A 12,365-nucleotide genomic window follows, 5' to 3' on the forward strand; every position below is an offset into this window, starting at 1 on the left:
TCAAAAACATTAATAATCAGTATTATGAAAAAAATAATTTTATCATCTGTTCTGTTTTTATCCCATCTGGCTGCAGCGCAGTCTCTGGTATGGGGAAACTCTTTTGATACTCCTGCTGATCTTCAGGGATGGACATTCCATGATCTGAACAGCAATGGTAACGGATGGGTACAGGGACAAAACATTTATCACAACGGAACTACTCTTACTTATGGAACTTCAGGTGTTCTTCGTCATTCCATCAGTTTGGTACCAAGTGGAAATGCTAATGGCTTTGCTGCGGAAAACGACTGGATCATTTCTCCTCAGATTGATCTTACTAATACTGCAGGTACAGTTACTTTAGCTGCGAATATCGGAAGGCAGAGAACTACCCATACTATTGTTGCCAGAGATCTTTTTATCTATGTAAGTACACCACAGAAAGAAGTTCCTACATTAGCTGATTTTCAGGCTATGACGGTAGATGCAGGTGGTAATGATGTTCAGAGTCTTTATAAAATACAGGTAGGAGATTCAGCCAATCCATTTCCGGCAGATCTTACCGAGTTTGTACAATCTCTTGTAGATCTTTCTGCTTTCGCAGGGAAGAAAATCTATATCGGAATGTGGGCGAACAGAAAAGCAAGTGGAAATAATATCCAGAATATTAATATCGATGAAATGGGAATTTATGCTACTTCATTTTTAGGAACTAAGGAGATAAAAAGAAACAAAATTACAACACAAATAGTTGAAAATCCGGTAAAAGAATCTTTACAGTTGCAGCTTAATCCGTCATTGAAAGAAACTACAACGGTAGTTAATATTTACAATGCAGCTGGACAAAAAGTATTGACGACTCAGTATTCCAAAGGTATTCATATAGCTGGTCTTATAGCAGGAGCGTATATCGCAGAAGTTACAGACGGAAAGACAACGGAAAGACTGAAATTTATTAAAAAATAAGCATTCTGGCTCCTTAGAATCTGATTTTAGGAACACCATGAAATTTTATATAAAATAATGGGTAGTCTTTGAAAGAAGGCTATTCAGAATATATCCAACTAGTTTTTTTATAATTATATATTGCCCGGCTTATAGGGCCGGGCAATATTTTTAAGTTTTACAATGAAATAATTGAGAAAGATGAATAAAATCTTTGCATTACTCCTATTTTTTACGGTACTTTTTTCATGCACAGACAGCAATACAATGGAGTTGTCTGATAAGGTACAGAAACCCGGAGACGTTAATATCAAGGGATTTTCCAAACCGGATGCTCTTCAGCTGAGATTCAACGGACAGCCTGTATCCATTGACGGAAAAACGTCCTATACCAATAAAATAGAAACTCAGCTTCAGTTTGTACTGGATCAGGGAGAAACCAATAAACTGTCTGTCTATAACCATGAAACAGGCACCGAAATTGCAAAATACAATATTACATATGACAATATAGAAGACTATAAAGACCTGTATTTTTTTAATCTTCCGGGAATTTATCTGCAGACGTATGCGGTAAAACCTCAGGTTAATTTTGGGAAAGTAGGTTTTGAATTTATTTTTCCCAATCTTGGCGAATTTTCAGGAACCTCACTGAAAAATGTGAAAGGTATTTTGAAAAGAGAAAACGGGGTAGTACTGGCAGAATTTGATAGTATCGGGAAAGATAATTTTACGGCTGTAAAGATTTATAATTTTTTCAGTTCCACAGCTCCGGTATATCTTGAATTATACAAACCGGGAGCTACGGAACCTTATGCAGGAACTAAAATGATTCAGGTAAAATTAAAACAGCACACAGGGGCTAACATGATTGTCCTTCAGGAAAAAATGGAAAATGGAGAATGGGTGGTAAAAGGAGATATTGATGTTGCAGAATATCTGTAATTGCGTATGAAAAATTTTTTTAAACTTCAATGCATTGCCATCGCAGTCTTTCTCATTTCGTGTACGAATAATAATGATGAAAGTGCACCCGTTTTTCCGGAAGGAAGTACAGAATCTGTAAATCTATGGGTTCAGGACAGCATGAAACGATATTATTACTGGGCAGACCAAATGCCTGTAAAACCAGATTACCGACTTCCTGTAAAAGATTTTTTTAAAAGTCTGCTGTCTCCTCAGGATCGGTTTTCTTTCATGGTGAATACTGAAGATTCCTCTACCTATCCACGTTCCATAAGGAATATGTATGGTTTTGATTATTCCATTGTTCAGCTTGCCAGCAACAAGGTGGTTACGGTAGTGAAGCTGGTTCTTCAAAACTCTCCTGCCTTTAACTCAGGGCTTGAACGGGGAATGATCATTACCAAAGTTAATGGAAAGATAATGACAGCCGCGAATGCTGAAGCAATGGCTTCTTCCATTAAAGATCAGACTGTGGTAGAACTTACCGTTGGAAAATGGCAAAACGGAGCTGTAACCGATGAAAAAGATATTACCGTTTACTATGGTTTCTCTTTTGAGCAGCCTGTTTTATCTAAAGTTTTTGAGAAAAACGGTAAAAAAGCAGGATATCTGTACATCTATGATTTTCCCGACGGGATGACTCAGACTCTGAATCAAAAGTTTGGGGAACTGAAAGCGGCCGGAGTACAGGAACTCATTCTCGATCTCCGATACAATTATGGAGGCTCTGTATCATCTGCAGCAGCACTTTGTTCACTCATTCCCTCAGGGTTATCATCTGGTTCGCCATTCATCATTTTTAAAGGAAATAAAAACGGAGGAGAAGTAAAAAGGACATTTGCCCAACAGATTGCTTATGATCCCAAAGCGCTTGATTTTAATACATTACGAGCCAATGCGCTTGGGTTGCAGAAAGTTTTTATCCTCACATCGAACAGTACAGCATCGGCAGCCGAAATTGTTGTGAATAACCTCAAACCTTATATGCAGGTTATTCAGATTGGAGATACTACACTGGGAAAAGATATGGCAGGATTTGTAGTAGAAGACAAACGTAAACCGAGAAAAATTTCCTGGCAGATCCATCCGGTAATTTATAAAGTATTTAACGCGAATGAAGCCGGAGAATACAGCAATGGAATTTCCCCTCAGGTCAATGTCAATGAATTTGCCGGACTGCCATTATTACCTTTGGGCGATCCTAATGAAACCCTTATTTCTTCTGCTCTTAATGGAGGTTATTTCAAATCTGTAGGGAAGGATAATGCCCGTGTTAAGATTCTATTTCAAAGTGATGTGCCTCCGGTGATGATGGAAAAATAATTTGGATTGAAAAGACAAAGAAAGAAAATGAATATCAATATTTTAAACCATTAAGAAGTTTGAAGAAATAAAGTATAGTTAAGATCAATCATTCTGATCTTAAGTTAAAGCGAAGCTTGATCTTAATAATCTTAACGTCTTAATACAATCTTAATGGTTCAAGAAAAATTAAAAGGTTTATTTAATAATAAAAAAGAATATATCGAATAGTAAGGATAAAACCTTTTGCCCTTTTATCTATTCAGGAACACCATAAAATCATAAAAACATGCAGGGAATAGAACCAAAACTTCACATGAACCTGACCAGTCGTATTGAATATTACCGTCTGTTGATAGAAGCTGCAGAAGATCCTGAAAGCCAGCCTTCCGATGTGGTTACCCAGATTTCAGAGCTAGGGAATCTGTATGAGGAATATCTGCTTAATAAAAAGAATCTGGAGAACAGCATCAAAAACTACCGCGAATATCATAATGATTTAAGAAAGAAATTGACGTCAAGACTTCGGGAATTGAGAAGAAAGGCAAGACAGAAATAAACCCTGAAATGCACTTTATCGGTTGATTTTACTATGAAATTCATACCTTTATGACATCAAGCTGAAGGATGACGGGCTTATGAATTTTAATCAAACAGAACTTTCCGGTTATTTACAGATATTTTGGCAGTTTTCCTGGCCACAATGGATTATATTCAGTCTGGTCATTAATATTTTTCTGTATCTGTTCTCCATAGGATTATATGTTTTTATTGAAAAGACTTGCCGTAAAAGCCAGTTACAGGAGAAAAATCATCCTGTCACAAGATCCGATTTTTATCTCAGCCTGATGACGATTGTATGTAACAGCTTTGTACTGCTGCTTGGAGCTTTCTTATGGAAAACCGGATGGATTGTATTGGGGCAGACTCAATCTGTAATTGGGATAATAGCGGAGGTTGTTGCTTTGCTTCTCTTAATGGATCTCCTGATGTATTTTTTTCATTTTGCCGCTCATTTACCTTTCATCTATAAAACTCTGCATGGAAAACATCATGAGCATGTCAGTACCAATTTTTTAAGTCTTTTTGTGCTGCATCCTTTTGAAACCATAGGATTTGGATTGATGATGCTGGTGTTACTTATAGGCTATGATTTTTCTGTAACTTCTGTTTCAATTTACCTTCTGCTGAACCTTATCTGGGGAACTATAGGACATTTAAACAGGGAGTTTTTTCCAGCTTCTTTTGACCGTTTCTTCGTGGGAACAACAAGGTTTCACAACCAACATCATTTGGATGAAAGCAAAAATTTTGGATTTTATACCTCGATTTGGGATCGTTTATTCAGAACGTATAAGTAGGAGGAAAGGCGCGGGGGCTGGAAGAGGGAAGTTGTTACTGCGATATAACAATGCAATTGTTTTTCAAACGCAAAGTTTAGGCAACAAACTTTAATATTTTTGCCGTAGCAAAGTGTTGCAGCAGGCTTAAAGGTTTATGGATAAACATCTAGCTTCATCAGGTGATTGAAAATCAACTCTTTCTTAGCTTACTTAAAATATTACCCAATTTAAAATATGCTTTGCGTTGAAAAACTTTAAGATATGAACCATTAAGAAGAATGAAAAAGTGAAGAATATTAAGATGAGCTAAATTCATGAAATTGCTTCACCTTTGGTTCGCAATGACTATTCGACTCAACTTAATACTCTTACAATCTTATCCACCTTAATGGTGTAAAAGTTATTTTTTTATTTAGTAGCTTTTCCGGCTGATTTGATGGCTTTCTCAACCATTCTCCAGTCATAAAAGTGAAAGACTCTGCCATTACTCATGGCAACAAAAACGCCTTTGGGAAATTTTGAACCCAAATTAACATTCGTCACCTCAGAACCATCACTTTCCAGGGTAGAAACCGGAATTTCTGCAATTCTTCCTTTTGACTGATCCTCTCTTAAATAAACATTGAAGGTATCATTCTGCTGATTGGAAACCAGGATATATCCTTTCCCTTTAGAAGTAGGGTAGATGGAAATTCCTTCCACATCAGATTTAAAATCCCCTTTCCCGAAAACGGATAATTCCTCATTGCCTTTCTCCGGATCTGCATAATATTTGTGAACCCCGAACTGCTCATCAGAATAATAAATATAGCCCATTTCGTCATCTACTGCAATACTTTCAATCTCCTTCAGACCACTGTATTTTCCAAATTTACGAACCACCTCACCGGTAACAGATCTATTCTTTTCAGTCAGCTTGTACTGCCAAAGGTAGCCGTCACTTGGTCCTGATTTTCTTCCGGCAATGACAAATATTTCTCCTGTTGCCGGATTTTTATACATGGAAACTCCCATCGGTCCACGTTCTGATTCTCCGTCAAATACAGAAATCTCTCCAGTTTCTCTCAATTCTGGAAGTGTATAAAGTTTTACTTTGTTGGTTTCTCTTTCCGTTACTGCTGCGATATCTGTTTTTTTACCATTGAGCATAAAACCATATTCAATATCGACATTATTGGGACGTTTCAGTCCTAAAACCTTATTGATGATTTTTCCGTTAAGATCGAAGGCGTACAATCCACCGTCTGTATCCTTATCTGTTCCGATAATGATACTTTTTGAAGCATCCTGAGGATTGATCCATATGGCGGGATCATCCGTATCATGGATCACTGTTTCTGTGATCACTGTAGGTTTTAATTTTTCTGTTACTTCTTTCTGCCCGGTACAGTTGATCACAAGAGGAAGAACTGAAAGGGCTACTATATAATGTATGTTTTTCATGTGTATTTTAAAAATCAAATTTCACTCCCATCGTAAACCTTGGTCTGTAATATTCAGCCTGAGCGGTTCTGCTTTGGATACCTTGATAGTATCTTAACGGCTGATTGGTAAGATTATTGGCTTCTGCGAAAACTCTAAGCTGACTGGTAATTTTATAGGAAGCATTGGCATCAAGGAAAAACTGTTTGTCATAATAACGGTCATCAAACGCCTTGCCACCCAGCTCATCAATATAATGAGAGGTATAGTTCATGGAAACCCTTGCTGAAAAACGTTTGTTCTCCCAGGAAAGAGATCCGTTAAACATATGAGGTGCTGCCCCCGGAAGTCCTACATCTGTTCTTTCAATTCCATCTTCATTGGTAATTCCTTTTGCTTTGGATTTGGTATAGGTATAATTTACGTACACTCCAAGTCCTTTCCAGAAAGCTCCGGGAATAAAATCAAGCTGTCTTTGTAAAGCCACTTCAAAACCATAAATGTCTACATTGTCACCATTGCGCTGCTGGGTAAACTTCCAGTTGCTTTCTCCTGCAGGAATAGGGTTGGACTGTCCTGCGAAATCACTGGCAAAGTCATTAGCCGTATAATTTCTTTTGGAATAGGTATAAATAAAGTCGTTCAGGTTTTTATAGAAAATTCCTCCGGAAAGAATTCCCACAGACTTAAAATATTTTTCTGCCATGAAATCAAAATTATAAGCATAGGTTGCCTTTAAGTTTGGATTTCCTGCTGCAACGATCTCATCCTCTGAAATAACATTCAGATAAGGAACCAGTGAATAATAGTTCGGGCGGGCAAGAGCTGTTGTAAATGCTGCCCGAAGTACAAGATCCTGCATCGGAACATATTTGAAGGAAATATTAGGAAGTACGTTTGTGTATGTATTCGTATTATTAATTTGTCCTACCAGATCTTTTTCATTCATCACATAATTTCCGGTGTAATCTATCTGGGTAGTTTCAATACGTGCTCCAACAATCATGGATAATTGATCATTGAAATCCTGATCCCAACGGATGTAACCTGCATAGATTTGCTCTTTTGCACTGTAGTTGCTGGAAAGGTACTTTTCAGGTTTCAGCTTACCGTTAAATAAATTTGGATTGAATAAATCCAGGCTTCCAAGGAATGAAGGATCAACAAATGTTCCCGGAACATAATTCCCGGCCTGGAAATTCTGACCATCAAGATTGATCGTTGGTACAGATAAGAGACTTCCCATACTATTGACTGGAGTGAAAGCATAGAAATCATTCTCTCTTTCTTTCTTCTTCAAACGCATACGGAACCCGGTACGAAGACGCCCTTTCTGACCATCAATCACAGAAAAAGGAAAACGTACATTCACTTTTGCTCCCAATTCTTTTTCCTGTGTAAAGTTGTTGGCATCCGAAAGATCACTCAGTTTGTAGCTGCCAAGATTGTCTGCTGCCAAGAGATTAAATGTCGGCTTTTCAGGATTACTAAGGTCTGGAGAGAAGTTCATTTTGCTGTTTTCAAACTCTATATAACGCTGATGAGGCTTATCTTCACTTGCAATGGCATAGTTGACAGACCAGTCAAGATCTACTTTAGAACCTAATAAATGTTCTCCTCTTAAAGCATAGTTCTGAACTTTCTGCTTTTCCAGACGGGTATTGTCATTATCGGCATCACCGCCTTTATTCTGTCTTGTAATACTGCCTTTCCAATCCGTAATCTCCGTTTCATCGGCGCTGTAGACAGGTTTTATTTTATATCCTAATGCCAGTCTGGTTTCTTTATCATTTCTGAAATTGTACATGGCAGAAGCGTAGATCTTGTTTTTAGAATTAAATTCATAATCCATATTAAGGTCAAAACTGTGTCTGATACGATGCTCATTATAATAACGTACCCCCATTTTGCTGACATACACCGTTTGGGCAAGATCATTAGCCTGGCTCCATACAGGTTCAATATTATCTGAACCAAAATTGTTGTTATTATAAGAAAAACTGAATACAGCTCCTAGTTTTTTATCCAAAAATCTATTTCCATACACAAATCCCGCTGTATAATTTCCTTTTTCACGAATGGGATTGTATCCTCCTGCAACTGTCGCAGAAATCCTCTGTCCGTTCGGGGAAGCTCTGGTAATAAGGTTTACAGAACCTCCGATGGCATCGGCATCCATATCCGGAGTCAGGGTTTTATTAACTTCTATTGTAGAGATCATGTCAGAAGGAATCAGGTCCATCTGAACATTACGGTTATCTCCTTCAGCAGACGGAATTCTGTCTCCATTCAGGGTAACGGAGTTTAGATTCGGTGCAAGCCCTCTGATGATAAGATTTCTGGCTTCACCCTGATCATTCTGTATGGTAATTCCCGGTACACGTTTCAGGGCATCCCCGATATTGGCATCAGGAAAACGACCGATCTGATCCGAAGAAATTACATTGGTAATATTGGCGTTATTTTTTTGCTTGTTTAAAGCTCTGGCCTGATTTTTTAAAGTGGATCCTGAGACTACAACTTCTGCAATAGACGTTTCTTTCTTGTCAAAAATAATATTCTGACGGGTATTTTTCTCAGATTCTACCGTTACATTATATTCATGTACCCCATAACCGAGATAATCAATTTTCATGGTGTAAGTTCCTGGTGGAACATTCAGGAATACAAAGTTTCCATGTTCATCAGAAGTTGTATAAATATTTCCCGGACTTAGGGAAATCTTGGCTCCTGGCAGGGCTATCTTCGAATCATCGTTGATATTTCCGGAAAGAGAACCGGTTTGTGCATAGAAAAAAATTGAAGCACAAAATAAAACAGACGTAAAAATTTTTTTCACTTTTCTTAGTTTTAGATAAAAATCGCAACAAAATTAAACGTCTGTTTGGAAAAAGTGTTGAAGGGAAAATTAAGATTATCTTAAGAATTGTTAATATAGAAACTTAATACGGTAAAGCAATATCGTTTTATGCTCTACATTTCAGATCCCAGATTTTTTTCGGCTTGATTTCCTTCCAATACTACAGTCAGTTCATCACATCGTATGATCTTATTATTCTGAATGGTAAATTCTGCCAGTACTTTATGGATAACAAAACTTCCGTCTTTTAATTTAGAATTTACCACATGATGAGTAAAGATGATGTTGCTATTTTCAGCATGGCTGATGAACTCAATCTTTTGTTCTGCCACTTTTTCTTTCAGTTTTTTAATATGAAGAACAAATTCTTGATAATTTAATTGCTGGCGGTCAACTAATTGGATATAATCTTTCGAGAAATACTTTTCAATGAGTAATTCGTCAAATGCAGGATTTTCCAGAACTTCGCTGAAAACCTGTTGGATAAAATGTTTCATAACTTTATTATTTGAAACAAAATTATCTCAGAGATGGGTCAGTAAACGATAACAATTGTAAAGAAATTATCTGCGGTTTCTGATTCTGCTTAGTGAAACACTGGTAATTCCCAGGTAGGAAGCTATATAATGTTGTGGGAAACGGAGAAGAAGCTCTGGCCTGTCTTTTAAAAGCTGTTCATATCTTTTCTGTGGAGAATCTTTAATAAAAGAAACCAGCCGATTATTAATTTCACTGAAACGCCTGTAAAAAAGAGGATGAAAAGTTTGCTGGAACTCCTGACCTTCCATGAGTTTACGAAAAATATCTACATGCATCTCATATACGGTGGAAGATTCCAGTGTTTCTATGATAAATTCACTTCGGGTGCCATTCAGGAAGCTGTTAAAAGATGAAACGGCTTGATTTTCTGTAATAAATTCTAATGTAAGTTCTTTTCCATCCTGATAGAAAAATACTCTTAAAGCTCCGTTTTTTACCAGGAACATCTTATCTGAAACTTTTCCTTCTTCAAGCAGGATGGTTTTAGCAGGATACGTAACTTCAGATAATACATGAAGATCTGATTTAAAAAAAGAATGAATATCCGGAATGTGCATATCTGAAAAGGATTAAAGTGAGTTGCTCAGTACTTCCTTTACAATAATTTTAGATTTTTCGATCAGTTCATTAGACCTGTACAGCTGGCTGGTCAGGATTGAACTTTCAAAAAGAAGGTAAACATGAGCTGAAACCATATCGTTTTGAATGTCTTCATTGAAGCATTCTCTGAGTTTGTTTTTATGATAGCGGATTACTTTGTAAATTTCTTCCTTATCAGCAGGAATTTCAGATAAAATATTCAGGAAACTGCATCCTCTGAAATCTTCTCTTTTGTTCATATCCATCAAAAAATCAAATGACTTCAGGATTTTTTCCTGTACCGTTTCTGCTTCTGATGTAAATTTTTCAAGTTCAGCAACCCAGTAATCATACCTTTTATTAAGAAATTCGATGCAAAGGTCATCTTTAGATTTGAAATGCTGGTAAAAGCTTGCTTTTGATACGTGAGCCTCATCAATGACCTGATTGATACCTGTATTGTTATAGCCCTGTCTATGGAAAAGAACCATAGCGGTGCTTAGTATTCTTTCACGAGGTTTGAGCATAAGGTAAAATTTTTACAAAGGTAAGCAAATATGAACAGATTGGTATGTGTTGGTGTCTAAATGAAACCTTGCGTATAATACAGCTGGATAATAAAAAAAAGCAGTGTGAAAAACCAAACGATATAAGGATGATAGGTGAAATTATTCTTGAGGATGTAGTGCAGCGCTTTGAAAAGCTTAACAATACCAATCGTTCCAACAATGATAAAAACCAGACAGACTAGTAAAAACAGATACTCTCTTGTTCCATATTCATTCACCATCCCAAGATGATCCACATAAGCTTTTACATTCATGGTTTGCCCCAGAAACATAGCTGAAATAATTAATATAAAAAATGGAGTAGACGTATATACGGTTGTATAAATAAAAGAAAATAATAAGGTTCGGAAAGTTACTGTATTGACTTTCTCTTTTTTGTACCACAATAAAGCGACACTGAAAATGACCGCAGTAATATTATTCATGAGGAATATAAACAGAGCTTTTTCCACCATACTTAGCCCCTTGATCTTCGAAATAATATTATGCTCACCCCCATAATCCATTAAAAGCACAGAGATGATCACAGAGGTATAAACAGAAAGTTTTATGGGTGAAAGGTAGTCCTGAAAACGCTCGGTTTCTTCTTTTTCCATCTCATGTACAGAAAGATCATAACAGCGGCGGGGATCCTGAAACAACTTGAAAATGGTTACCGGAACCAACAGTATTTCAATAATAATCTGTAAGCATAGTTTTTCAAAACTATCTATCAACTTTTCAAACATTTGTAGTTATATTAAGGGAACGTTTGCAAGTTAACTAATTTTTGAATTACATCTTTAAGGTCGATAAAAAAAGTGGATGATTCTGGTTAAATCATCCACTCATTAATTATCTAAAAAAGGTTTTATTCTATTTTGGTAGTCCTTTTTTCAAAGCGATATGGGCTTTTTCTACAGCTTTTCTTTCTTTCCAGTCCATATACCTTTTTTTGTATCGTCCTTTCATGAAATTATCAAAATTACGCTGAACAGCAAGATTCCAAAGAGAATGTGCTTTTACAGCCCAGCTTTTGTCCCAGGCACGCAGGGAAATAGAGAATGATCCATCCAGATATTTCATCCAGTGCCACCAACCTGTAGGCATGAATAAGGTATCTCCGTGTTCCAGGAAGCATTCAATTCCTTCAATACCGTCCAATGCCGGGAATTTTTCAAAATCAGGATTGGCGATATCATAATCTTCCAGTGCATATGTGGCATAAGGAAGTTTATACAGACGTGTTTTCCATTTGTATTCAAACAGAAGAACATGCTTTCTTCCATTGAAGTGAGTATGGAAAATATGCGGCATATCAATATCATAATGAAGAAAAGTCACAGAACCTTTACCTCCGAAAAACATACTAGGATATTTATCTAAAAATCCACCCATAAGATTCTTTGGCGGAACATAGTCTTCCAACAATTTTGGCGCAAATTTTATAGGATCAAAGAAGAAAATTCTCAGATCAGTAGGCTCTCTCTGAATAAGGTCAACATAATCACGAAAAGGCATTTTCGTAGTCGGTGTATTGATGGGAGCGGCTGGATCTGCTTTGGCACTATCATAAAGGGGAACTTCAACGTCGCCTACTACTTCCTTCATGTAATCCATCGTCCACTTTTGATAGGCGGGCCACTTTCTTGCCATATTTCTGATTACCACTGGCTTACATGGCTTTAGATATTTTTCACGGAAATCTTCTTGTGAAATGTCATCTACAATATCAATTGGTTTAAGGATTATTCCCATTCGTTCAAATTATTAAGCTAAAGTATTAAATATTTGCGACAATAAAATGGAAAGAATTAAAATTATTTGGAATTAATATAAATAAATAACAAATTACTATTTGTACTTCATTTTTTTAGA

General features: G+C 36.7%; 12 protein-coding genes. 5 read left to right on the plus strand and 7 right to left on the minus strand.

What is annotated here, in order from left to right; all coding sequences use genetic code 11:
• The first annotated feature begins 24 nt into the window (after positions 1 to 24).
• The 5 genes from CQ022_RS01255 to CQ022_RS01275 all read left to right on the plus strand — a co-directional run bounded on the left by CQ022_RS01255 (position 25) and on the right by CQ022_RS01275 (position 4,556).
• Positions 25 to 948 (plus strand): T9SS-dependent choice-of-anchor J family protein, encoded by a 924-nt coding sequence (locus tag CQ022_RS01255; RefSeq protein WP_105682724.1) that lies wholly within the window; start codon positions 25 to 27, stop codon positions 946 to 948.
• Between the two features lie 180 nt (positions 949 to 1,128).
• Complete coding sequence (locus CQ022_RS01260) at positions 1,129 to 1,872, plus strand: hypothetical protein (RefSeq protein ID WP_228421688.1); 744 nt, start codon at positions 1,129 to 1,131, stop codon at positions 1,870 to 1,872.
• Between the two features lie 6 nt (positions 1,873 to 1,878).
• Positions 1,879 to 3,216: a S41 family peptidase gene (locus CQ022_RS01265; RefSeq protein ID WP_105682722.1), complete on the plus strand. Its 1,338-nt coding sequence runs from the start codon at positions 1,879 to 1,881 to the stop codon at positions 3,214 to 3,216.
• A gap of 268 nt (positions 3,217 to 3,484) precedes the next feature.
• Entirely contained in the window at positions 3,485 to 3,754 is a 270-nt protein-coding gene (locus CQ022_RS01270) for a hypothetical protein (RefSeq protein WP_105682721.1), read from the plus strand.
• 79 nt (positions 3,755 to 3,833) lie between these two features.
• A complete protein-coding gene (locus tag CQ022_RS01275; protein WP_105682720.1) occupies positions 3,834 to 4,556 on the plus strand; it encodes a sterol desaturase family protein in 723 nt (240 codons plus the stop codon).
• A gap of 390 nt (positions 4,557 to 4,946) precedes the next feature.
• Here CQ022_RS01275 and CQ022_RS01280 read toward each other — a convergent pair whose 3' ends face one another.
• The 7 genes from CQ022_RS01280 to CQ022_RS01310 all read right to left on the minus strand — a co-directional run bounded on the left by CQ022_RS01280 (position 4,947) and on the right by CQ022_RS01310 (position 12,245).
• Positions 4,947 to 5,981, minus strand: coding sequence for a phytase (locus tag CQ022_RS01280; RefSeq protein WP_105682719.1), 1,035 nt, complete (start codon positions 5,979 to 5,981; stop codon positions 4,947 to 4,949).
• Positions 5,982 to 5,988: 7 nt separating this feature from the next.
• Entirely contained in the window at positions 5,989 to 8,799 is a 2,811-nt protein-coding gene (locus tag CQ022_RS01285) for a TonB-dependent receptor (RefSeq protein ID WP_105682718.1), read from the minus strand.
• A gap of 134 nt (positions 8,800 to 8,933) precedes the next feature.
• Entirely contained in the window at positions 8,934 to 9,317 is a 384-nt protein-coding gene (locus tag CQ022_RS01290) for a hypothetical protein (RefSeq protein ID WP_105682717.1), read from the minus strand.
• A gap of 66 nt (positions 9,318 to 9,383) precedes the next feature.
• Positions 9,384 to 9,917, minus strand: coding sequence for a Crp/Fnr family transcriptional regulator (locus CQ022_RS01295; protein WP_105682716.1), 534 nt, complete (start codon positions 9,915 to 9,917; stop codon positions 9,384 to 9,386).
• 12 nt (positions 9,918 to 9,929) lie between these two features.
• On the minus strand, positions 9,930 to 10,466 hold the full coding sequence (locus tag CQ022_RS01300) for a TetR/AcrR family transcriptional regulator (RefSeq protein ID WP_105682715.1): 537 nt from the start codon (positions 10,464 to 10,466) through the stop codon (positions 9,930 to 9,932).
• Positions 10,467 to 10,522: 56 nt separating this feature from the next.
• Positions 10,523 to 11,236 carry a hypothetical protein gene (locus CQ022_RS01305; protein WP_105682714.1) on the minus strand — a complete coding sequence of 238 codons (714 nt, stop codon included), beginning with the start codon at positions 11,234 to 11,236 and terminating at the stop codon, positions 10,523 to 10,525.
• A gap of 127 nt (positions 11,237 to 11,363) precedes the next feature.
• A complete protein-coding gene (locus CQ022_RS01310) occupies positions 11,364 to 12,245 on the minus strand; it encodes a cupin-like domain-containing protein (protein ID WP_105682713.1) in 882 nt (293 codons plus the stop codon).
• Between the last annotated feature and the right edge of the window lie 120 nt (positions 12,246 to 12,365).

The sequence above is a fragment of the Chryseobacterium culicis genome, assembly GCF_002979755.1.
Classification (GTDB): domain Bacteria; phylum Bacteroidota; class Bacteroidia; order Flavobacteriales; family Weeksellaceae; genus Chryseobacterium; species Chryseobacterium culicis_A.

Excerpts from the sequence above, each read along its gene's own strand:
- CQ022_RS01255 (WP_105682724.1), top strand. The coding sequence starts at position 25 with ATGAAAAAAATAATTTTATCATCTGTTCTGTTTTTATCCCATCTGGCT.
- CQ022_RS01260 (WP_228421688.1), top strand. The coding sequence starts at position 1,129 with ATGAATAAAATCTTTGCATTACTCCTATTTTTTACGGTACTTTTTTCA.
- CQ022_RS01265 (WP_105682722.1), top strand. The coding sequence starts at position 1,879 with ATGAAAAATTTTTTTAAACTTCAATGCATTGCCATCGCAGTCTTTCTC.
- CQ022_RS01270 (WP_105682721.1), top strand. The coding sequence starts at position 3,485 with ATGCAGGGAATAGAACCAAAACTTCACATGAACCTGACCAGTCGTATT.
- CQ022_RS01275 (WP_105682720.1), top strand. The coding sequence starts at position 3,834 with ATGAATTTTAATCAAACAGAACTTTCCGGTTATTTACAGATATTTTGG.
- CQ022_RS01280 (WP_105682719.1), bottom strand. The coding sequence starts at position 5,981 with ATGAAAAACATACATTATATAGTAGCCCTTTCAGTTCTTCCTCTTGTG.
- CQ022_RS01290 (WP_105682717.1), bottom strand. The coding sequence starts at position 9,317 with ATGAAACATTTTATCCAACAGGTTTTCAGCGAAGTTCTGGAAAATCCT.
- CQ022_RS01295 (WP_105682716.1), bottom strand. The coding sequence starts at position 9,917 with ATGCACATTCCGGATATTCATTCTTTTTTTAAATCAGATCTTCATGTA.
- CQ022_RS01300 (WP_105682715.1), bottom strand. The coding sequence starts at position 10,466 with ATGCTCAAACCTCGTGAAAGAATACTAAGCACCGCTATGGTTCTTTTC.
- CQ022_RS01305 (WP_105682714.1), bottom strand. The coding sequence starts at position 11,236 with ATGTTTGAAAAGTTGATAGATAGTTTTGAAAAACTATGCTTACAGATT.
- CQ022_RS01310 (WP_105682713.1), bottom strand. The coding sequence starts at position 12,245 with ATGGGAATAATCCTTAAACCAATTGATATTGTAGATGACATTTCACAA.